Genomic DNA, 20,288 nt, shown 5'->3' on the forward strand with positions numbered 1-20,288 from the left:
GGGGTGACACGATGACGAAGTCAGGAGACCGCTGAAAGTTCTCTTCGTTTCAAAAGGGCGAGCTCTTTGAGCATCTTGTTCGCATCTGTCGGCATCTTCTTCCTCGTTCTGTCTCGACGTAGCCCGCTACGTCTTCAACAAAACGAGAAACAAGCTGCCTGACAGATGCGAACAATCTACTCAAACTCTAATGACCGATTTGGGTTAAAGATTTGCCAGTCGACGAGAATTTTGTAGACTGAAATTCTTTTTTCCATCACGATCGTAGTCGCTGCCGGAGTCTGGTGTTTCCGGTAGCGACTATTATTTTTAGAAAGGGGCTTCTGTCATTTTGAAACTCAAACATCGTATTCGCTTCCTTTATTTCCCAAATACACCATTTCAACTAACGCGTACTTTTCGAAAATCCGTCAAACCAGCACGCAATTGCAAATGAATGCAAACGAAAATGCTTGAAAAGGCTTTTGATTTTAGAAAACTATACAGTTGGATTTCGGAATCTTTACATTTTGACGCCCGAACAATATTGTTTCGTCCGCGAAACACTTGTGTTTGACTCGTCAAACAATATAGTTTCATCTCTCAAACAATATTGTTTCGTCCGCGAAAGTCAAATCTTTGGAGAAGGAAATGCAAAAAGTGCAAGTTTCATTCGCTGGAAGGGGAGGTGTGTCAACAAATCGGAAGCTTTCATAAAGCGTACTTCAGGAAGTAGAAGATGTCTGTCAGGAAAGGCACAGGGCTTGGGACCTTCCTGCATGACAGTATTCGGGCCGAATCGACGGCAATCTGTATTTTGCGAATCGCCTGAGAATGCCACGAAATCCACCAAATCGTATTTTGGTGCAGGCGCGGGCAGCCTCAGCGTCTTCGTTTGACATTTTGTCAAATGCCTCCTGCGCGACACGGCGGGCGAGCAGATCGCTCGCCCCTACACATTCCACTTTGTTTACTTAGCAAAGGCTTCATGGTCCCGCCTATGCAAAAAGTCATTATCTTTGCAACGCTTAATTCAAGATACTGACTATGCCTTTAAATTTACCTGACAGACTGCCGGCCATCGAACTGTTGAAGAAAGAGAACATCTTCGTTTTCGACCATTCGCGTGCGAGCCGGCAGGACATCCGTCCGCTGCGCATCGTGGTGCTCAACCTGATGCCGCTGAAAATCACCACAGAGACCGACCTCGTGCGTCTGCTGTCGAACACACCGCTCCAGATTGAGTTGTCGTTCATGAAGCTGCGCAGCCATACGCCGAAGAATACGCCCGTCGAACACATGAAAGCCTTTTACAAGGATTTCGAACTGATGAGCGACGAACGTTTCGACGGGATGATTATCACGGGAGCGCCTGTCGAGCAGATGCCTTTCGAGGAGGTGAACTACTGGAGCGAGGTGTCTGCCATCTTCGACTGGGCACGGACGCATGTCACTTCTACCTTATATATATGTTGGGCGGCGCAGGCAGGGCTGTACCACCACTACGGTGTCCCCAAGCATGACCTGCCGCACAAGATGTTCGGCATCTTCGAGCATACGGTCAACCGTCCGCTGCTGCCCATCTTCCGTGGGTTCGACGACGTGTTCTATGTCCCTCACAGTCGCCATACGGAGATACGCCGGGAGGACATCGAGCGTTGCCCCGAGCTGGACATCCTCTCCGAGTCGCCCGAGGCTGGGGTCTACATGGTCATGGCGAGAGACGGACGGGAGTTCTTCGTGACGGGACATTCCGAGTATTCCCCCTACACGCTCGACGGGGAGTACAAGCGCGACCTGGCGAAAGGCCTGCCCATTGACATGCCGCGGAACTATTACCGCGGCGATGACCCTTCGCAGCCCCCGTTGGTGCGCTGGCGTGCCCATGCCAACCTGCTCTTCTCCAACTGGCTGAACTATTACGTTTATCAGGAAACTCCCTACGACATTAACGAGATACGCTGATGAAACCACGCAAAATCGAACTGCTGGCACCTGCCCGGAACCTGGAGTGCGGACGGGCAGCCGTGGACCACGGAGCCGATGCCGTCTACATCGGTGCTCCCCGTTTCGGGGCACGTGCCGCTGCCGGCAACACGTTGGAGGACATTGCCGCCCTGGTGGACTATGCCCACCTCTTCCGCGTCCGCATCTACGTGACGGTGAACACCATCCTGCGCGACGAGGAACTGGCGGAGACGCAGGAGATGATTTGGGAGCTTTACCGCATCGGGGTGGATGCCCTCATCGTGCAGGACATGGGCATCCTGAAGCTCGACCTTCCGCCCATCCCGCTCCATGCGAGCACACAGATGGACAACCGGACGCCCGAGAAGGTACGCTTCCTAGCTGAGACGGGGTTCCGTCAGGTGGTCCTGGCGCGCGAGCTGGAACTGGGGGAGATACGCCGCATCCACGAGGAGTGCCCCGACGTGCCGTTGGAGGTCTTTGTGCACGGTGCCCTGTGCGTGAGCTACAGCGGACAGTGCTACGTCTCCCAGGCATGCTTCGGGCGCAGCGCCAACCGCGGCGAGTGTGCCCAGTTCTGCCGCCTTGCCTTCGACATGGAGGACGCTGACGGACGGAAAATCGTGCGCGACAAGCACCTCCTCTCGCTCAAGGACCTCAACCAGAGCGACCGCCTGGAGGAGCTGCTCGATGCCGGTGCCACGTCGCTCAAGATTGAGGGACGGCTGAAGGACGTGGCTTATGTGAAGAACGTCACCGCTGCCTACCGCCGCAAGCTCGACGAGCTGTTCAGCCGACGGAAGGAGTACGTGCGTGCCTCGTCGGGCGAGGTCCGGCTGGACTTCCATCCGCAGCTCGACAAGAGCTTCAGCCGCGGTTTCACACACTACTTCCTGGACGGACGCAACATGGATATCTTCTCGTTCGATACGCCCAAGTCGCTGGGCGAGGAGATGGGTACGGTGAAGGAGGTGCGCGGCAACTGGCTGACCGTGGCTGGCGTGAAGCCGTTCAACAATGGCGACGGGCTGTGCTTCATCGACGAGCGCGGCAAGTTGCAGGGCTTCCGTGTGAACCGTGCCGAGGGCAACCGGCTCTATCCGCAGGAGATGCCGCGCATCAAGCCCCGCACCGTGCTCTTCCGCAACTACGACCAGGCGTTCGACAAGGCGCTCTCGCACAAGACTGCCGAGCGGCGCATCCGGGTGGACATCGAGCTGGGCGAGTGTCCCTTCGGCTTCACGCTGGGCATGACCGATGAAGACGGACTGCGTGCCGTCCTGAGCTTTGACTACCCGAAGGAGCCTGCCCGCACCCCGCAGGCGGACAACCTGCGCCGTCAGCTGGACAAGCTGGGCAACACGCCATTCGAGCCTTCCGCCATCCGCCTGTCCCTGTCGGGCGAATGGTTCATCCCGGCATCGGTCCTGACGGACTGGCGTCGTCGGGTGGTCGACAAGCTGTTGCAGGTGCGCCGGATGACCTGTCCGCGTGAGACGGCACGCATCAGCCGCCGTCCCGTGCCCTTCCCCGTGCAGGAGCTGACCTACCTGGGCAATGTGATGAACGGACAGGCGGAGCAGTTCTACCGCGAACGCGGAGTCCTGCGCATCGCTCCCGCCTTTGAGAAACGTCCGCCGAAGGACGCCGTGCTGATGTTCTGCAAGCACTGTCTGCGCTACAGCATGGGCTGGTGTCCGGTGCGTCAGAAGGGACGTTCCCCCTATCGCGAGCCTTACTACCTGGTCGCTTCCGACGGACGACGTTTCCGCCTCGACTTCGATTGCAAGAACTGCCAGATGAAAGTGTCCCATGAAACTGATTGAGTGGATAGGAACGTTGCTTGTCGTGGGCTTCCTGCTGGTGTCGTGTCACTATCCGGAGCCGGACTACTCGGTGTGGAATCTCACACGTGAGCAGCGCGACTCGCTGGAGTTCCGCTCCACCCACCATTACGGCGTGAACTACAACTTCAAGGTGCTCGCCGACTCGCTGCCCCTGCGCGAGATGCTCAGCGCCGACTCCCTGTGGGTCCGCCGTGGTGACGTGCTGGTGGTGGCGGACTTTGCCCGCATGACGTCCGACACGGTCCATGCCGTATGGATCAAGGTGGCACGCGACCAGCACACCATGGGGTGGGTGCCCGAGGAACATCTGCTCGAGAGTGTCGTCCCGGTCGACCCCATCTCACAGTTCATCCACTGGTTCTCCAGCCTGCGCAACCGGGTCTTCCTGTTCATCGGCTGCGCCTTCATCCTGTTCTACCTCGTCCGGCGGTCGCGCCGCAAGTCGTCCACACGCTCGTCGGTGACTGCCTCCCGTGTGGACAGCATCTATCCCGCCGTGCTGTGCATCTGCATCGTGCTGTCGGCGACGCTCTATGCCAGCATGCAACGCTTCGTGCCCGAGACGTGGGTGCACTACTACTTCAACCCCACGCTCAACCCCTTCGGGCTGCCCCTCCTGCTGGCGCTGTTCATCGCGTCGGTGTGGGCGGTCCTCCTGTCTGCCCTGGCACTGGTCGACGACCTGTTCCATCAGCTCGACTTCTCCACGTCGTTGCTCTACCTGCTCGGACTGGGCACCCTGTGCCTGTTCCTCTACATGATTGTCACGTGGAGCGTCTACTACTACGTGGGCTATGCCCTGTCGGCAGCCTTCTTCTTCTACACCGTGCGCTACCTCCTGCGCACCAGTTTCTCTACCTATGTATGCGGTCACTGCGGCGCCCGTCTGTCCCGGAAAGGCGTCTGTCCCCACTGCGGCTGGGACAATGAGTGAAAATTGTCGTGCGTTTCAAATTTTTTTCAGAATTGCCGTCTAGCTTTGCCTTCAGAAATACCAAAAGCAACAAGACTATGAAGACAAGAAGACTGACAACTGTGAAGAGTATCCAATGGATGAGAGTGGCCACGCTGTGTGTGGCAGGTATGTTCGCATTCACGGCATGCGATGACGACGAGGACAAGTTTGCTGCCCCCGAAGCCGTCCGGACAGCCTTCAGCCAGCAGTATTCCGGTGCCACACGGGTGGAGTGGGAGTATGAGCGCAGCGGCTATATCGTGGCAGAGTTCTGGAAGGACAACAAGGAGCACGATGCCTGGTACACGGCAGACGGCAGCTGGATGATGACCGAGATTGACCACGGACGCAACATCGACGCGCTGCCGCAGACCGTACGCGACGGGTTCTATGCCAGCGCGTATGCTCAGTGGGTGGTGGACGACATCGACGAGATACAGCGTCCCGACTACGAGGCAATCTTCAAGATTGAGGTGGAGCAGCGCGGTCAGCAGGACCATGACCTGTACTTCGATACCAACGGCACCCTCTTCCGCGACGTGACCGACCAGGACGACGACCGCAACGAGAGCCTGCTCCCGTCACAGAAGCCTTCCGCTATCGAGGACTTCATCAACGGACGCTATGCCGGTGCCCGCATCGTGGACATCGACCGGGAACAGGGCGGCTATGAGGTGGATGTGATTTATAACGGGAAGAGCATCGAGCTGCGTTTTGACTCCTCCTACAGCTGGTTGTGGAGTAAGACGGACTGCGGACGGGACATCCCTGCTGTCGTGACGCATGCGCTCAGTGGCAAGTACGTCGGCTACCGCATCGATGATTGCGACTGGGTGGAGACGGCATCCGGCGAGAGCTATTACCTGGTTGACCTGGACAATTACGAAATGGACGTCCGCATCACCGAAGACGGACAGACTTCCGAGGTGAGGGACTGAGTGAACGGATACACGTGCCTTCTCCCTCCTCATCCTGGGGGAGAGACAGGCAATGAAGCCGGCTTAGATGGACCTAAGTATAATACTTAGCCTACCTAAGTATTATACTTAGGGTGCCAAAGTATTATACTTTGGTCTGTCTAAGTCCGGCTTGTTCATTGTCTGTCCCTGGGTTTGACGAGGTCAATCCCCGTGTTGTTGTGCTGCACGGAGCAGCCCTTCCACGATGGAAGCCGGTGCGCGGAAAGTCGTGCCGTGCTTGTGCCCCTGCGGGAAGGACACCTGGTCGGTGACATCGGTGAAGTGGATGAAGTCGCGCGTGGTGCTGGCACCGTAGATGTGCCGGCGGTAGAGGTCGTAATAGATGTAGTAGGTGTCGCCCACCCGGCTGACGGACGGACCTTCGGCGAAGATGCCCGTGAAGGGGCGCGACAGCGGATTGGTGTACGGACCTTCGGCATTCCGGGCAAAGGCTACGCGCAGGTTGCTGTTTGCCTTGCGGTTGTCCTTCGCCACAAGAACATAGTCCCCGTCGCCCCGTTTCACGATGAAGCCGTCGATGCAGCTGTAGCCCGCATCATAGAGCAGGCGGGGAGAGGAGAACTCGGTGAAGTCGCGTGTGGTGACGTAGTAGAGGCGGTGGTAGTCGCCGTGTTCGTTGCGCCGTCCGGTGCAGGTGCCGTCGTTCACGACGGCGGTATAGACAATCAGGAATTGCCCTTTCACCTCGTCGTAGAACAGCTCCGGCGCCCACACGCTGTAGGTGTCCGCCACGTGGTCCATCACGGGGATGCGCCGCTGTTCGCTCCAGTGTATCAGGTCCTTCGAGGAGGCATAGCCGATACCCGTGTCGCCTCTCCACGCGATGGTCCACACCAGGTGGAACGTCCCGTCGGGTCCGCGTCGGATGGACGGGTCGCGCAGGATGCCGGCACCCAGCTTCGGGGCAAGCCACGTGCCGGGAATGCTGTCCCAGCGGATGCCGTCGGTGCTGTAGAGCAGGCGAAGCCCTTCGTCAGCCGGTTCGTGGAAGGAGGTGGAGAGGTAGTAGTCTGTTTCGGGAGTAGAGGCGGAAGCGGACGGGGTCTGTGCCGTTGCCGTCAGTGAAATGGCGGAGAGCAGGAGTGCCCCCGCGAGCAGGGAGTGTAGTCTTTTCATTGTGTCTCGTGTTTGTCGGGGTGCAAAGGTAAGGATATTCATGGAACATCCGCGAAGGAGAGCGTGTCTGTCTCGGCTCTTCTTCGCGGATGTCGTCTGTCTGCGGGAGCGTCCGCCTTACAGCAGGCTCCAGGTGACGGTCAGTCCTGCCATGACGATGGCAACCATGCTCATCAGCTTGATGAGGATGTTGAGGCTCGGACCGGAGGTGTCCTTGAACGGGTCGCCCACGGTGTCGCCGACGACAGTTGCCTTGTGTACCTCGCTGCCCTTGCCGCCGAAGTTGCCTTCCTCGACATACTTCTTGGCGTTATCCCAGGCACCGCCGGCATTGGCCATGAAGACTGCCAGCACGAAGCCGCTTGCCAGTCCGCCAATCAGCAGACCCAGCACGCCCGGCACGCCGAAGATGAAGCCGGTCACTACCGGAGCGATGATGGCGAGCAGGGACGGAAGTACCATCTCACGTTGTGCACCTCGGGTGGAGATTTCCACACAGCGTTCGTAGTCCGGTTCGGCTTCTCCCGAGAGGATGCCTTTGATTTCGCGGAACTGACGGCGTACTTCAGCCACCATGTGTGAGGCGGCACGTCCCACGGCGTTCATGGTGAGTCCGCAGAAGAGGAAGGCCATCATGCTGCCGATGAACATGCCTGCCAGCACGTTCGGGTTCATGAGGGTCACGTCGTAGTAGTACATGAAGTCGGTGAAGGTGGCGTCGGCGGTGTTGACCGTGCGTCCGTCAGCCAGCGTCAGCACATCCGTACCGATGCGGTCGAGACCGATGCGGATTTCCTCGATGTAGGAAGCCAGCAGGGCAAGTCCCGTCAGGGCGGCAGAACCGATGGCGAAGCCTTTGCCTGTGGCGGCTGTGGTGTTGCCCAGGGAGTCGAGTGCATCCGTGCGTTGGCGTACCTCCTTGCCCAGACCGGACATCTCGGCATTACCGCCTGCGTTGTCAGCAATCGGACCGTAAGCGTCCGTTGCCAGGGTGATGCCCAGGGTGGACAGCATGCCCACGGCGGCGATACCGATGCCGTAGAGACCCATGCTGACGTTGCTCAGGTCGAAGTTAGCTGCGAAGAGGTAGGAGAGGATGATGCCGATGACCACCGAGATGACCGGGATGGCGGTGGACAGCATGCCCAGTCCGATGCCCGAGATGATGACCGTGGCAGGACCCGTCTTGCCGCTTTCGCTCAGCTTGCGGGTCGGAGCATAGGATTGCGAGGTGTAGTATTCGGTGGAACGTCCGATGACAACGCCCATCAGCAGACCGACTACGACCGAGCAGCTGATGAGTGCCCAGTTCTCAAGTCCGAGCAGCCACAGGATGAGGAAGGTGGCGACGATGATGAGTCCGGAGCTCAGGTTGGTGCCCACGGAGAGCGAACCCAGCAGGTCCTTGATGGTGGCTTTCTCCTTCGTCCGTACGGCAAAGATGCCCAGGATGGAGAGCAGGATGCCCACGGCGGCAATCAGCATCGGGGCGATGACAGCCTTGAACTGCATCACGGTGTCGCCCGAGTGCAGGAAGGCGGCAGCACCGAGTGCGGCGGTCGAGAGGATGGAGCCGCAGTAGGACTCGTAGAGGTCGGCGCCCATACCGGCGACGTCGCCCACGTTGTCGCCCACATTGTCGGCGATGGTGGCGGGGTTGCGCGGGTCATCTTCCGGGATGCCGGCTTCCACCTTGCCCACGAGGTCGGCACCGACGTCGGCAGCTTTCGTATAGATACCACCGCCCACACGGGCAAACAGTGCCTGCGTGCTGGCTCCCATACCGAAGGTCAGCATGGTGGTGGTGATGACACAGAGTTTCTGAGTGGGGGAGAGGGCGTCTTCGGGGATGACGGCGTTCAGCAACAGGTACCAGAACGAGATGTCGAGCAGGCCCAGTCCGACCACGATGAGTCCCATGACCGCACCGCTGCGGAAGGCGACACGCAGACCGCTGTTGAGTGATTCACGGGCTGCATTGGCGGTACGTGCCGATGCATACGTGGCAGTCTTCATGCCGAGGAAGCCCGAAAGACCGGAGAAGAAACCGCCTGTCAGGAAGGCGACAGGCACCCAGGAGTTCTGTACACCGAAGCCATAAGCCATGATGGAGAAGAGGATGACGAGTCCCACGAAGACCCATCCGACGACTTTGTACTGTTGTTTGAGATACGACATGGCGCCTTTGCGGACAGCCGCTGCGATGTGCGCCATCTGAGGCGTGCCTTCACTCACCGTCTTCATCTGACGGTAGAAGTAATAGGCATAGCACAAGGCGAGTACCGACGATACCGGCACAAGCCAGAAGAGTAAATGTTCCATGATATTAAAGTTGAATAAGGTGTTTTTCTTCGCTTCAAAAGTAGGCAAAAGCCTGTACGTGTGCAAATGTTTGTCTGCTTTTTTGTAGCATTTTGTTCATGGGAGGAGGGTTGGGCATGTCTTTATTTCTGTCTATCTTTGCGGACGGAAAAGATTTTGGATTATGATAAAAGCATTGTTTTTTGATATTGACGGGACGCTGGTGAGCTTCCGTACACATGCCATACCGGCTTCCACGGTAGCGGCGCTTGAACAGGCCAAGAAAGCGGGTGTAAAGATTTTCATTGCGACGGGACGTCCCATTGCCATCATCGACAACCTGGGTGCCATCGAGCATCTGATTGACGGCTACGTAACTACCAACGGGGCATTCAGCTTCGTGGGCAAAGAGGTGGTGGCGTGCAATCCCATCCCGGCAGAGGATGTGCGCATCATGGCGCGTCTGTCCGACGAGATGCACTTTGCCTGCGTCTATGTGGGCGAGAAGCACATCGTCCTGCAAAACCCCAACGACCTGCTCTATAAGATTTTCTACGAGTACCTCAACGTGCAGCACCTGCCCGAGAATCCGCCGCTGGATACCATCTTTCAGGAGCGCATCATTCAGATAACCCCCATCATCGATGAACCGACGGAGCGCATCGTCCTGCCGCAACTGCCCGGCTGCATCTCCGGACGTTGGCATCCTGCCTTCACGGACATCACAGCCGACGGAGCCGACAAGGGGAAGGGCATCGAACGCATGGCTGCCCGTTTCGGTATCGGGATTGAGGAGACGATGGCTTTCGGAGATGGCGGGAACGACGTGGCGATGTTACGCCGTGCCGGCATCGGTGTGGCCATGGGCAACGCGAATGATGCCGTGAAGTCGCAGGCAGACTATGTCACGACCTCGGTCGATGAGGACGGGGTCCTTCGTGCCTTGCAGCATTTTTTGGGTTGAGGAGCAAGCCGGATACAGTGAACCCATGCAGGGGCGTGCAGACCGCCTGTCCCTGCATGGGTTCACTTTATTTTGTCTTGATGATATCGAACAGATAGCTGAGCTTGACGGTGATGGAGGAGTTGCCCGAGCGACCGAAATAGTCCTTCTTGGTGTTCTTGAAGATGTCTCCCAGGCCGTAGTAGTAGCGTCCTTCGAGCACGAAATGTCCGACCTTCGTGCTCCAGTCGATGCCTCCGCCTCCGCAGATTCCGTAGTCGAACGAGTTCTCGGTGTCTTTCCCGTATTGTTCCACCACGTTGTTCGGGCGGTTGGAGGTGTCCCACGTTCCGCCGCCGTACTCTTCTTTCTCGCTCAGGAAGAGGTTCATCTGCGGACCGGCGTTGATGAAGAACTTCACGCCGCGCTGCTCGCGTCCCCAACCCATGTTGAACATGAACGGCACTTCCAGGTAGTTGGTCGTGCGCTGGTAGGTATTGCCGCTGCCGTCCTCGATGTCTTCCTTCCATCCGCGCTGGGCGTAGTTGATTTCCATTTGCAGGGCACAGATGGCGGTGAAATATTTCTCACACGTGTAGCGGATGGTCAAGCCGCCGCACATGCCCATGAGGTTGGTGGTCTTGATGGTCGGGTTGAACGTCACGCTGCTCAGATTGATACCGCCGTTGACACCGATGGCAAGGTCGCTGCGTGCTTCGCCCACCTGGGCACGGGCAGGCAGGAGACCGCCCAGGAGAAGGACGGCGAGAAGGAGGAGGGTGCTTTTGAGTGTCTGCTTCATCGGTCAAAATCCATTTTAATCAGTTCATGGTCCTTGGTGAAGTGGATGAAGAATACCTTCTTGTTGATGAATCCGCCCCAGTTGTTCACCCGTTCGAAACGGAAGCTGGTCTGGATGGGAGTCACACGTATCTTGTCCAGGTTGTCCTCCAGGTTGTTGCCGTAGCGTGACAGTCCCTGCAGGAGGAAGTTCGCCGTCTCATAGCCCAGGATGGCATACTTCGGGTAGGTGTTGAGGATTTCCTTGTGATACCAGCGGCGGAACTCCTGCTGGAAGTTGACGACATCTACCGACAGGTTGTTGGCATAGAACGACGTGTAGAAGTAGGTGTCAAACGTGTAGAAGTCGTTCAGGTGGTCGGCGGTGTAGGTCTGCCATTCCGGATAGCCGAAGAGGTGCAGGCTGTACTTGTCGGGCGTGCCGTCAGCCTCCCACGACAGCTTCAGGGCTTTCAGGTAGGGGAGGAGCTTGATGAGGGCAATGTTGCTGCCCGAGGTGGGGATGAGGATGTTCTCCGTGCCGGCACTCAAGGCACTCTCGATGCTCTCCTTGCTGTTGGCAAGAATCTCCTTGTAGGATACTCCCTGATTCTTCAGCTCCTGCTTGAAGCCTGCGATGAAGTCACGCTTGTCCGTTCCGCCATCGGCTGCATTCACAAAGATGATGTTTTGTCCGCGGAACTTGCGCAGGAAGTGCTCGTACACCTCGGAGTAGAGGTAGGATTGCGGCGTATTGACCTGGTAGAGGTAGGGGTTGGTGAACACCTCGTCACACTTTGACGTGAAGGGCACCACCAGACGGATTTTGTTCTCCTTCGAGAAGTCGGAGATGGCAGGGATGTAGGTCGAGTGTCCCGGACCGATGATGAGGTCCATCTGCTTCATCTCGTTCTTGGCGAGGATGTTGCGGATGGTAGAGGCATCGTCGCGGGTATCGTAGGTGTAGATGTCGAATGACGTCCCCTTCTGCTTCAGCTCGTTGATTGCCATCAGGAATCCCTGGTAATACTCCACCATGCGTGCCTGTTCCCCCTGTCCCGAGCCGTCGAGCATGAAGGGCAGCATCACTGCCACACGCAGCCGGCTCTTGCTCTGTGTGTCCGGACGTACGCTGGCAAACAGTTCGTTGTCCGTCGGGATGGTGGTGGGGACTGTGGGTGTCACCGGACTCTCCTTGTGATAAGGGATGCGGAGGTAGGTGCCTTTCTTCAGGCTGGCGCTGCGCAGTTCCGGGTTGGCGGCAATCAGTTCTTCCTCCGTGATGCCGTATTCGCGGCAGATGCTGTAGATGGTCTCCCGACGCTTCACCTTGTGGATATCCTGAACCTCCTGCAGCCGGGTCACCTGGACCGGCTTGCTCTCCGGTTGTGGTTGTGCGGGGGTCGCGGACGCGTCCGACGGAGGGATGATGATGACCTGTCCGCTGCGGAAGTTGCTGGCGCTCAGTCCCGGGTTGGCGTCGCAGATAGCCTTTACCGTCACCCCATATTGCTGCATGAGGCGGTAGAGCGTTTCGCCCGGCTGGATGGTGTGGTAGCGGGTGGCACTCTGGTTGGCTGACTGGGGGATGCGTAGCTGCTCGCCTGCCTTGATCAGCTTGTCGCTGCCCGGGTTGAGGCGGATGATGTCGGCAACCGATACATTGTAAGTGGCGGCGATGGAGGTCAGACTCTCGCCCCGTGCGATTGTATGGAGGAAATAGGTGTTTGTCTGTGCCGAAAGACCGAAGGAGAGGCCGGCAAACAGACCGATGCATAACCAACGTCGTAGGAGTTTCATTCTTACTTGTTTTAGGAGCCGTTCAACTCTCGCAGACCCAAGAGGTAGTTGACGGATTGACAACTGATAAGTTGAGCGTATGCGAAACTTGAGTGAGCCACGATTTGTCCGCAAAAGTATAAAAAAACTCCCGGCATCGAGTGCTTCCGCTTAAATATTCTTCGGTCTCATGTCCATAAATTCACCTTGAAGCATTATTTTTGCAGGGATATGGTTCGCCAGACACTTTCATTCAGAAGCAAGACAACACTATGACAGACGAAACGGAAAAGATAAACGTGTACGGTGCCCGCGTACACAACCTGAAGGACATTGACGTGGAGATTCCACGCAACAGCCTGACGGTCATTACGGGTTTGAGCGGAAGCGGCAAGTCGTCGCTGGCTTTCGACACGATTTTCGCCGAAGGGCAACGCCGCTACATCGAGACCTTCTCGGCGTATGCACGCAACTTCCTGGGAGGCATGGAGCGTCCCGATGTGGATAAGATCACGGGACTGAGCCCCGTCATCTCCATCGAACAGAAGACAACCAACAAGAACCCGCGCTCCACCGTGGGGACAACCACTGAAATCTATGACTACCTGAGACTTCTCTTTGCCCGAGCCGGTACGGCGTATTCCTACCTGTCGGGGGAGAAGATGGTGAAATATACCGAAGAACAGATTATTGACCTCATCCTGCGCGACTATGCCGGCAAGCGCATCATGCTGCTAGCCCCGCTGGTACGTACCCGGAAGGGACACTACAAGGAGCTGTTCGAGCAAGTGCGGAAGAAAGGCTACCTCTACGTACGGGTTGACGGAGAGGTGCGCGAAGTGATGCACGGGATGAAGCTGGACCGCTATAAGAACCACGACATTGAGGTGGTGGTCGACAAGCTTGCCGTCAGTGACAAGGACGACAAACGACTGACGCAGAGTGTGGCGACGGCAATGACCCAGGGCGAGGGACTGCTCATGGTGCTCGATGTCGCCACGAATACCGTCCGTCATTACAGCAAACGGCTCATGTGCCCGGTCACGGGACTGTCCTACCGGGAGCCGGCACCGCATAACTTCTCGTTCAACTCTCCGCAGGGAGCCTGCCCGCGTTGCAAGGGACTGGGCTTTGTCAACCTGATTGATGTGGACAAGGTGATTCCCGACCGCAGCCTCTCCATCTACGAGGGCGCCATCGTCCCCCTGGGAAAATACAAGAATGCCATGATATTCTGGCAGATTGCCGCCTTGCTGGAGAAGTATGAGGCTACGCTGAAGACACCCGTGAGCGAGTTGCCCGACGAAGCCATCGACGAGATACTCCACGGTTCGGATGAGCGCATCAAAATCAAGAGCACGCTGCTCCATTCCTCGTCCGACTATTTCACGACCTTTGAGGGACTGGTCAAGTACATCCAGATGCTGCAGGAGAGCGATGCGTCCGCAACCCAACAGAAGTGGGCGGAACAGTTTGCCAAGACGGCAGTCTGCCCCGATTGCGGAGGGGCACGCCTGAACCGCGAGGCGCTGAGCTTCCGCATCCACGACAAGAACATCTATGAACTGGCGACCATGGACATCAGCGAACTCTATGACTGGATGCTCCATGTGGAAGAACACCTCGACGGCAAGCAACTCCGCATCGCCGAAGAAATCCTGAAGGAGATACGTACCCGTCTGAAGTTCCTCCTCGATGTGGGACTGGACTACCTGTCGCTCAACCGTTCGTCGGTCACCCTGTCGGGCGGTGAGAGCCAGCGCATCCGCCTTGCCACACAGATTGGTTCGCAGCTCGTCAACGTGCTCTACATCCTCGATGAACCGAGCATCGGTCTGCACCAGCGTGACAACATCCGCCTGATTAACTCGCTCAAGGAACTGCGGGACATGGGCAACACCGTGATTGTGGTCGAGCATGACCGCGACATGATGCTCAATGCCGACTATGTGGTCGACATGGGACCGAAGGCAGGACGCCTGGGCGGTGAAGTGGTGTTCGCCGGTACCCCCGAAGAGATGCTGAAGATCCACACCCTCACCTCGCAATACCTCAACGGAGAAATGAAGATAGAGATACCGGCGGTGCGCCGTCAGGGCAACGGCAAGTCGTTGTGGCTGCGCGGTGCCTCGGGCAACAACCTGAAAGGCGTCGACGTGGAGTTCCCCCTGGGACGGTTCATCTGTGTCACCGGCGTCTCGGGCAGCGGCAAGTCCACCCTGATCAACGATACCCTGCAACCCATCCTCTCGCAACATTTCTACCGTTCGCTGCGTGACCCCTTGCCCTACACCGCTATTGAAGGGCTGGAGTATATAGATAAGGTGGTCGATGTCGACCAGTCGCCTTTGGGACGCACGCCGCGTTCGAATCCCGCAACCTATACGGGCGTCTTCTCCGACATCCGTTCGCTCTTCGTGGAGCTGCCCGAGTCGAAGATTCGCGGCTACAAGGCGGGCCGCTTCTCCTTCAATGTGAGCGGCGGACGCTGCGAGGCATGCGGAGGCAACGGTTACAAGACCATCGAGATGAACTTCCTCCCCGACGTACTCGTCCCTTGCGAAGTGTGCCACGGCAAGCGTTACAACCGCGAGACGCTCGAAGTGCGTTTCAAGGGCAAGTCCATTGCCGACGTGCTCGACATGACCATCAACCGGGCAGTGGAGTTCTTCGAGAATGTGCCGCAGATACTGAATAAAATCAAGGTCCTGCAGGAAGTCGGCCTGGGATACATCAAGCTGGGGCAACCCTCCACCACCTTGTCGGGCGGGGAGAGTCAGCGTGTGAAGCTCGCCACCGAGCTCTCCAAGCGGGATACCGGCAAGACCCTGTACATCCTCGACGAGCCGACGACCGGACTGCACTTCGAGGACATCCGTGTCCTCCTCACCGTCCTCAACCGACTGGTGGACAAAGGCAACACGGTCATCGTCATCGAGCACAACATGGACGTCATCAAGGCTGCCGACTACCTCATCGACATGGGTCCTGAGGGCGGACGGGGAGGCGGACGTCTGCTGTGCAGCGGCACGCCCGAAGAAGTGGCACAATGCCCGGAAGGATACACCGCCAGGTTCCTCCGCGAAGAGCTGGCACGACAATGAGCAACTGACGTAGGCGGTTACCCCGTCGGGGGAGACCTGCGGAACAGACCAATCACAGAAAAAACAGAATCGCTGACTTATGAGCAACAAGATAAACAAGACCAATGTGGCACGTCTGCTGGACAAGGCAAAAGTGCCCTACGAACTGATTCCCTATGAAGTGGATGAAAACGACCTGAGTGCCGTCCATGTGGCGGCAAGTCTGGGAGAAGACATCGAGCAAGTGTTCAAGACGCTGGTGCTCAGGGGTGACAAGACCGGGCACTTCGTCTGTGTCATTCCCGGCGAGCACGAGGTGGACCTGAAAATGGCAGCCAAGGCGTCCGGCAACAAGAAGTGCGAGATGCTCCCCCTGAAAGAACTGCTTCCCACCACCGGATACATCCGTGGCGGCTGTTCCCCCATCGGGATGAAGAAGCACTTCCCAACTTATATCCATGACACCTGTTTATCCTTCCCCTACATCTATGTAAGCGCCGGCGTACGCGGTTTGCAGATAAAATTGGCACCGCAGGACCTAATTCGTGAGGCACGCGCTGAAGTTTGTGCGCTATTTGTGTAGAGAGTTGAAAAATATGTCTATATTTGTGACCATTAAAAAAACCTACTATTAATTATCTAATATCTTAACTTATGTTTGAAGGACAACCAAAAGGACTGTATGCCTTGGCGCTCGCAAATACCGGCGAACGCTTCGGGTATTACACCATGTTGGCTATTTTCGTGTTATTCCTGAAAGCCAACTTCGGATTATCGCCTGGCGTAGCCGGAACGATTTATTCCACATTCTTAGCGTTAGTTTATTTCTTACCATTTATCGGAGGTATCCTGGCTGATAAATTCGGTTATGGGAAGATGGTAACCATCGGTATCATTGCGATGTTTGCCGGTTACGTGCTCCTGGCTTTGCCGTTGGGCACCGGTACACTGGGCATGATTGGCATGTTTGCCGCCCTGATAGTCATCAGTAGCGGAACAGGCCTGTTCAAGGGCAATCTGCAAGTGATGGTGGGTAACCTCTACGATGCTCCCGAGTATGCCTCCAAGCGCGACTCCGCATTCAGCATTTTCTACATGGCAATCAATATCGGCGCCCTGTTTGCACCGACGGCTGCCGTGTCCATCATGGAATATGCGCAGAAGACGTGGGGCGTGAGTGTCAATGATTCTTATCACTTCGCATTTGCAGTGGCCTGTGTTTCGCTGATTGTCTCCATGGCCATCTATTATGGCTTCCGCAGCACGTTCAAGCACGTGGAAGGCAGCACCAAGCAGGCGAAGGACAGCAAGGGTGCGAAGGCCGAAGTCGAAGAGATTTCTCCGCGTGAGACCAAGGAGCGCATTGTCGCCCTCTGCCTTGTGTTCATCGTGGTCATCTTCTTCTGGATGGCATTCCACCAGAACGGTCTGACATTGACTTACTTCGCCGACGAATTTACGGCTAAGAGTTCCGAAGGTCTGGAAAGCATGATGTTCAGTGTATGGAACCTTGTGGCTGTCATCTTCATCGTCTATGCGTTGTTCTCCCTCTTCCAGTCGAAGACCGGCAAAGGCAAGGGTATCTCAGCCTTGGTCATTGTCGCTGCACTCGCCTTCCTGGGTTATCGTTACTCGGCCATTGAAGGAGCTACTCCGGTAGATGCTCCCATCTTCCAGCAGTTCAACCCCTTCTTTGTGGTGGCTCTGACTCCGGTATCCATGGCAATCTTCGGTTCGTTGGCACGTAAGGGAAAAGAGCCTTCCGCTCCGCGCAAGATTGGTTTGGGTATGTTGGTAGCAGCCTGCGGTTACATCCTGATGATGTTCGCTTCGTTCGGTCTGCTGACTCCGAATGAGCAAGGAGCTGCCTTGGAAGCCGGAACAGCATCGTTCGTGTCTCCCAACTGGTTGGTATCGACTTACCTGGTATTGACTTTCGGTGAGCTGTTGCTCTCTCCGATGGGTATTTCGTTCGTGTCGAAGGTTGCACCTCCCAAATATAAAGGTATGATGATGGGTGGTTGGTTCGTGGCTACTGCCATCGGTAACTACCTGACTGCCGTAGCCGCTTGGCTGTGGGGCGACCTGCCTCTCTTGGTGGTATGGGGTGTTCTCGTGGCACTCTGTCTGCTCTCGGCATTGTTCATCTTCTCAATCATGAAACGTCTGGAGCGCGTGGCTAAGTAAGCCTGCCCATCCTTCCTGTAAGTCATGGCGTGTAAAGCCGGAAGTTTGTTTTCCGCTTTACGCGCCATGTTTTTTTTGTTTAATGGACGGAACGGGCACCATCAACAACCTGTTGGTGTAACGATATGAGTTGAACATTTGCCCTCGGATGAGGTTCCCAACAGGATGCCCACGGCTTGGGACTGCGGGTTCCACGGCTTGGGACTGCGGGTTCCACGGCTTGGGACTCCGAGTTCCACGGCTTGGGACTTCGAGTTCCACAGCCTGGGACTGTGAGTTCCACGGCGTGGGAATATGAGTTCCACGGCGTGGAACTGTCATGCTCTTGCCTTAGGAGTCGCGGTGGCTTGCTTGTGAAGGTGCAGATACAAAAAAAGCTCCCCGAAATCGTATCGGGAAGCTTTCTTGTCTCGTATGCTCTATAAGGAGTATTTCTTATTTCTTTCTGGCATTGCCGTAGCGGCTCATGAACTTGTCTACGCGACCGGCGGTGTCGACCAATTTGGACTTACCGGTGTAGAACGGGTGTGAAGAGCTGGAGATTTCGAGCTTTACACACGGATAAGTTTCACCTTCAAATTCAACGGTATCTTTGGTTGCGCAAGTCGAACGTGAAAGGAACATGTCGCCGTTTGACATATCTTTGAATACTACCGGACGGTAGTTCTCGGGATGAATACCTTTTTTCATATCAGTGTCTGTCTTTTTGTTGGTTGGTTAATATTTTGCTGGTAACAAAAATATTGTGTAATGGTCTTTATTCAGGCTGCAAAGGTAAGCAATCCTTCATTAGTAACAAAAGATTTTTAGGAGTTTTTACTGACAGACGGACGGCTCCCGCAGCTTTTCTCCGGAGTCATCGTTGTTCCTGCCGGGTGTTCTTGATGAGCTGTTTGCGGAACTTCATCTCCGCCATCATGATGCTGAATATCTTTTTGTTGCTCAGGTATTGCCGGTACTTGTCCACGTATTCGCGCTCCAGCTGCTCGAGGTTCACGTGGGCATTGAGAATCTGGTCGACAGCCGACTTGTATTGCTTCTCGTCCAGCTTTTCCTCCAGTGCCTTTTTGCGCTTGGCGTCGGCATCGTCGGTGAGGAGCTTCTTCTTGTCCTGCAACTCAAAGAAGAGGGGGAAGAAGTAGGAGGCTTCCTTCGGGCTCAGACGTGCCTCGCGGATGATGAAGTCTCTCTGTTTCTTGCGGAATTGTTCCTTGGATATGCTTTCGTTGTGTTTGGTCTGTGCGGATGCCGTCGGTTGACAGGCAAGACAGCTGGTCAGGACCAGCATGAGGGTGAGTAAGTACGTCTTCATGGGATATGCTTTTAGTTTAGGTTAAAACAATATTAACTTTCACTGTCAGTGCCGGTGAGGTAGCAATAGACGGAATAGTCGTCCATGCGCGAGTTCATCAGTTCGTTTTCCAGATATTCTTCGTCGTAGGAGATGCTCTGTGCATCGGCGGACGTGATTGCCATCGGCGACTTGTCAATCTTCTGCTGAAGGGACGGACCGACGAAATAACGTGCTCCACCCATGATGACACAGAACATGGCAGCCAGGTAAAGCCACGGCTTGATGCGTTGCCAGGTGGTGGGGGTGGGAGGAAGGATGACCTTCTCTTTCTCCGGAAGCCTGTCCATGATTTCTTTGGTGACCCGGTCAAAATAGCCTTCAGGCACGCTGAAGGGGTTGCCGGTACCACAAATATCTTTCAGTTTCTTATCTTCCATGTTGTTATCCATTATGTGCGTGTTGTTGTCTTGTTTTCATTGGTTAGACCGTCGGCAGGGGGGATGGTTTAAAGAGAGTCTTTCAAAATGCGCTCGATTTTTTTGACCGCATAGTGATAGGAAGCTTTCAGTGCGCCCACTGTCGTGCCTAGGATTTCCGATATCTGTTCGTACTTCATGTCCTGAAAATATTTCAGGTTGAACACGATGCGTTGTTTCTCGGGCAGGGTCTGCAGGGCCTTTTGCAGGAGGAGCTGCGTCTCGTCTCCGTTGAAGAACGGGTCGCTTTCCAGTCGGTTGACCACGCCCGCTTGCGGGTCATCCAGCGGAATGGAGGGGTTGTTCTGCTGACGGCTGAGGAACGTGAGGCACTCGTTGAGTGCGATGCGATAGAGCCAGGTGGCAATCTTGGCGTCACCCCGGAAGTAGTCGATGTGCATCCATGCCTTGATGAAGGTGTTTTGCAGGAGGTCGTTGGCGTCGTCGTGCGACAGGACCATGCGGCGTATCTGCCAGTAGAGCTGCTCGCTGTACTGTTTTACGATGGTCTCGAAGGCGGCGCGTTGTGTGGCGGGGTCTCGGAGTTGCTCTATGATTATGTGTTCATCGTAGTTCTTCATGCAGTCGGGGTTGCGTCAG

16 protein-coding genes are annotated in these 20,288 nt (G+C 56.2%); 8 read left to right on the plus strand and 8 right to left on the minus strand.

The window, feature by feature from the left end; translation table 11 throughout:
- The first annotated feature begins 1,026 nt into the window (after window positions 1–1,026).
- The 4 genes from metA to M3087_RS13150 all read left to right on the plus strand — a co-directional run bounded on the left by metA (window position 1,027) and on the right by M3087_RS13150 (window position 5,687).
- On the plus strand, window positions 1,027–1,944 hold the full coding sequence (gene metA / locus M3087_RS13135) for a homoserine O-succinyltransferase (protein ID WP_249096413.1): 918 nt from the start codon (window positions 1,027–1,029) through the stop codon (window positions 1,942–1,944).
- Entirely contained in the window at window positions 1,941–3,773 is a 1,833-nt protein-coding gene (locus tag M3087_RS13140; protein ID WP_249096484.1) for a peptidase U32 family protein, read from the plus strand. The genes metA and M3087_RS13140 overlap by 4 nt, the downstream gene beginning before the upstream one ends.
- Entirely contained in the window at window positions 3,760–4,728 is a 969-nt protein-coding gene (locus M3087_RS13145) for a hypothetical protein (RefSeq protein WP_022384834.1), read from the plus strand. Before M3087_RS13140 ends, M3087_RS13145 begins: the two co-directional genes overlap by 14 nt.
- Before the next feature lie 77 nt (window positions 4,729–4,805).
- On the plus strand, window positions 4,806–5,687 hold the full coding sequence (locus M3087_RS13150) for a PepSY-like domain-containing protein (protein WP_249096417.1): 882 nt from the start codon (window positions 4,806–4,808) through the stop codon (window positions 5,685–5,687).
- A 183-nt stretch (window positions 5,688–5,870) separates the two neighbouring features.
- On the opposite strand, the gene M3087_RS13155 is transcribed toward M3087_RS13150, so the two are convergent.
- Both M3087_RS13155 and M3087_RS13160 read right to left on the minus strand, forming a co-directional pair.
- Window positions 5,871–6,845 carry a glycoside hydrolase family 43 protein gene (locus M3087_RS13155; protein ID WP_249096418.1) on the minus strand — a complete coding sequence of 325 codons (975 nt, stop codon included), beginning with the start codon at window positions 6,843–6,845 and terminating at the stop codon, window positions 5,871–5,873.
- 117 nt (window positions 6,846–6,962) lie between these two features.
- A complete protein-coding gene (locus M3087_RS13160) occupies window positions 6,963–9,167 on the minus strand; it encodes a sodium-translocating pyrophosphatase (RefSeq protein WP_106625415.1) in 2,205 nt (734 codons plus the stop codon).
- Between the two features lie 163 nt (window positions 9,168–9,330).
- Between M3087_RS13160 and M3087_RS13165 the strand changes: the two genes are divergently transcribed.
- Window positions 9,331–10,110, plus strand: coding sequence for a Cof-type HAD-IIB family hydrolase (locus M3087_RS13165; protein ID WP_022384830.1), 780 nt, complete (start codon window positions 9,331–9,333; stop codon window positions 10,108–10,110).
- A gap of 67 nt (window positions 10,111–10,177) precedes the next feature.
- Here M3087_RS13165 and M3087_RS13170 read toward each other — a convergent pair whose 3' ends face one another.
- On the minus strand, window positions 10,178–10,891 hold the full coding sequence (locus M3087_RS13170; protein ID WP_249096420.1) for a porin family protein: 714 nt from the start codon (window positions 10,889–10,891) through the stop codon (window positions 10,178–10,180).
- Window positions 10,888–12,669 (minus strand): LysM peptidoglycan-binding domain-containing protein, encoded by a 1,782-nt coding sequence (locus tag M3087_RS13175; RefSeq protein WP_249096423.1) that lies wholly within the window; start codon window positions 12,667–12,669, stop codon window positions 10,888–10,890. The genes M3087_RS13170 and M3087_RS13175 overlap by 4 nt, the downstream gene beginning before the upstream one ends.
- A 251-nt stretch (window positions 12,670–12,920) precedes the next feature.
- Here M3087_RS13175 and uvrA point away from each other — a divergent pair, with 251 nt between their 5' ends.
- The 3 genes from uvrA (at window position 12,921) to M3087_RS13190 (ending at window position 17,918) form a co-directional block, all read left to right on the plus strand.
- Window positions 12,921–15,752, plus strand: coding sequence for an excinuclease ABC subunit UvrA (gene uvrA, locus M3087_RS13180; RefSeq protein ID WP_249096425.1), 2,832 nt, complete (start codon window positions 12,921–12,923; stop codon window positions 15,750–15,752).
- A gap of 79 nt (window positions 15,753–15,831) precedes the next feature.
- Window positions 15,832–16,314, plus strand: coding sequence for a Cys-tRNA(Pro) deacylase (gene ybaK, locus M3087_RS13185; protein ID WP_022384826.1), 483 nt, complete (start codon window positions 15,832–15,834; stop codon window positions 16,312–16,314).
- Between the two features lie 71 nt (window positions 16,315–16,385).
- Entirely contained in the window at window positions 16,386–17,918 is a 1,533-nt protein-coding gene (locus M3087_RS13190; RefSeq protein ID WP_022384825.1) for a peptide MFS transporter, read from the plus strand.
- Between the two features lie 435 nt (window positions 17,919–18,353).
- Here M3087_RS13190 and M3087_RS13195 read toward each other — a convergent pair whose 3' ends face one another.
- The 4 genes from M3087_RS13195 to M3087_RS13210 form a co-directional block, all read right to left on the minus strand.
- The gene (locus M3087_RS13195; RefSeq protein WP_022384824.1) at window positions 18,354–18,608 is read right to left on the minus strand and encodes a type B 50S ribosomal protein L31; all 255 of its coding nucleotides are present in this window, start codon (window positions 18,606–18,608) and stop codon (window positions 18,354–18,356) included.
- A 166-nt stretch (window positions 18,609–18,774) separates the two neighbouring features.
- A complete protein-coding gene (locus tag M3087_RS13200) occupies window positions 18,775–19,230 on the minus strand; it encodes a hypothetical protein (RefSeq protein ID WP_022384823.1) in 456 nt (151 codons plus the stop codon).
- A gap of 32 nt (window positions 19,231–19,262) precedes the next feature.
- Complete coding sequence (locus tag M3087_RS13205; RefSeq protein ID WP_249096431.1) at window positions 19,263–19,649, minus strand: hypothetical protein; 387 nt, start codon at window positions 19,647–19,649, stop codon at window positions 19,263–19,265.
- Window positions 19,650–19,717: 68 nt separating this feature from the next.
- Window positions 19,718–20,269, minus strand: a complete 552-nt coding sequence (locus M3087_RS13210) for an RNA polymerase sigma factor (RefSeq protein ID WP_249096432.1) — start codon at window positions 20,267–20,269, stop codon at window positions 19,718–19,720.
- Between the last annotated feature and the right edge of the window lie 19 nt (window positions 20,270–20,288).

The organism is Mediterranea sp. ET5, from assembly GCF_023337025.1.
Classification (GTDB): Bacteria; Bacteroidota; Bacteroidia; order Bacteroidales; family Bacteroidaceae; genus Phocaeicola_A.

Bases quoted from the DNA above. Each gene is read 5' to 3' on its own strand.
- metA (WP_249096413.1), top strand. From the start codon at position 1,027: ATGCCTTTAAATTTACCTGACAGACTGCCGGCCATCGAACTGTTGAAG.
- M3087_RS13145 (WP_022384834.1), top strand. From the start codon at position 3,760: ATGAAACTGATTGAGTGGATAGGAACGTTGCTTGTCGTGGGCTTCCTG.
- M3087_RS13150 (WP_249096417.1), top strand. From the start codon at position 4,806: ATGAAGACAAGAAGACTGACAACTGTGAAGAGTATCCAATGGATGAGA.
- M3087_RS13155 (WP_249096418.1), bottom strand. From the start codon at position 6,845: ATGAAAAGACTACACTCCCTGCTCGCGGGGGCACTCCTGCTCTCCGCC.
- M3087_RS13160 (WP_106625415.1), bottom strand. From the start codon at position 9,167: ATGGAACATTTACTCTTCTGGCTTGTGCCGGTATCGTCGGTACTCGCC.
- M3087_RS13165 (WP_022384830.1), top strand. From the start codon at position 9,331: ATGATAAAAGCATTGTTTTTTGATATTGACGGGACGCTGGTGAGCTTC.
- M3087_RS13170 (WP_249096420.1), bottom strand. From the start codon at position 10,891: ATGAAGCAGACACTCAAAAGCACCCTCCTCCTTCTCGCCGTCCTTCTC.
- M3087_RS13175 (WP_249096423.1), bottom strand. From the start codon at position 12,669: ATGAAACTCCTACGACGTTGGTTATGCATCGGTCTGTTTGCCGGCCTC.
- uvrA (WP_249096425.1), top strand. From the start codon at position 12,921: ATGACAGACGAAACGGAAAAGATAAACGTGTACGGTGCCCGCGTACAC.
- ybaK (WP_022384826.1), top strand. From the start codon at position 15,832: ATGAGCAACAAGATAAACAAGACCAATGTGGCACGTCTGCTGGACAAG.
- M3087_RS13190 (WP_022384825.1), top strand. From the start codon at position 16,386: ATGTTTGAAGGACAACCAAAAGGACTGTATGCCTTGGCGCTCGCAAAT.
- M3087_RS13195 (WP_022384824.1), bottom strand. From the start codon at position 18,608: ATGAAAAAAGGTATTCATCCCGAGAACTACCGTCCGGTAGTATTCAAA.
- M3087_RS13200 (WP_022384823.1), bottom strand. From the start codon at position 19,230: ATGAAGACGTACTTACTCACCCTCATGCTGGTCCTGACCAGCTGTCTT.
- M3087_RS13205 (WP_249096431.1), bottom strand. From the start codon at position 19,649: ATGGAAGATAAGAAACTGAAAGATATTTGTGGTACCGGCAACCCCTTC.
- M3087_RS13210 (WP_249096432.1), bottom strand. From the start codon at position 20,269: ATGAAGAACTACGATGAACACATAATCATAGAGCAACTCCGAGACCCC.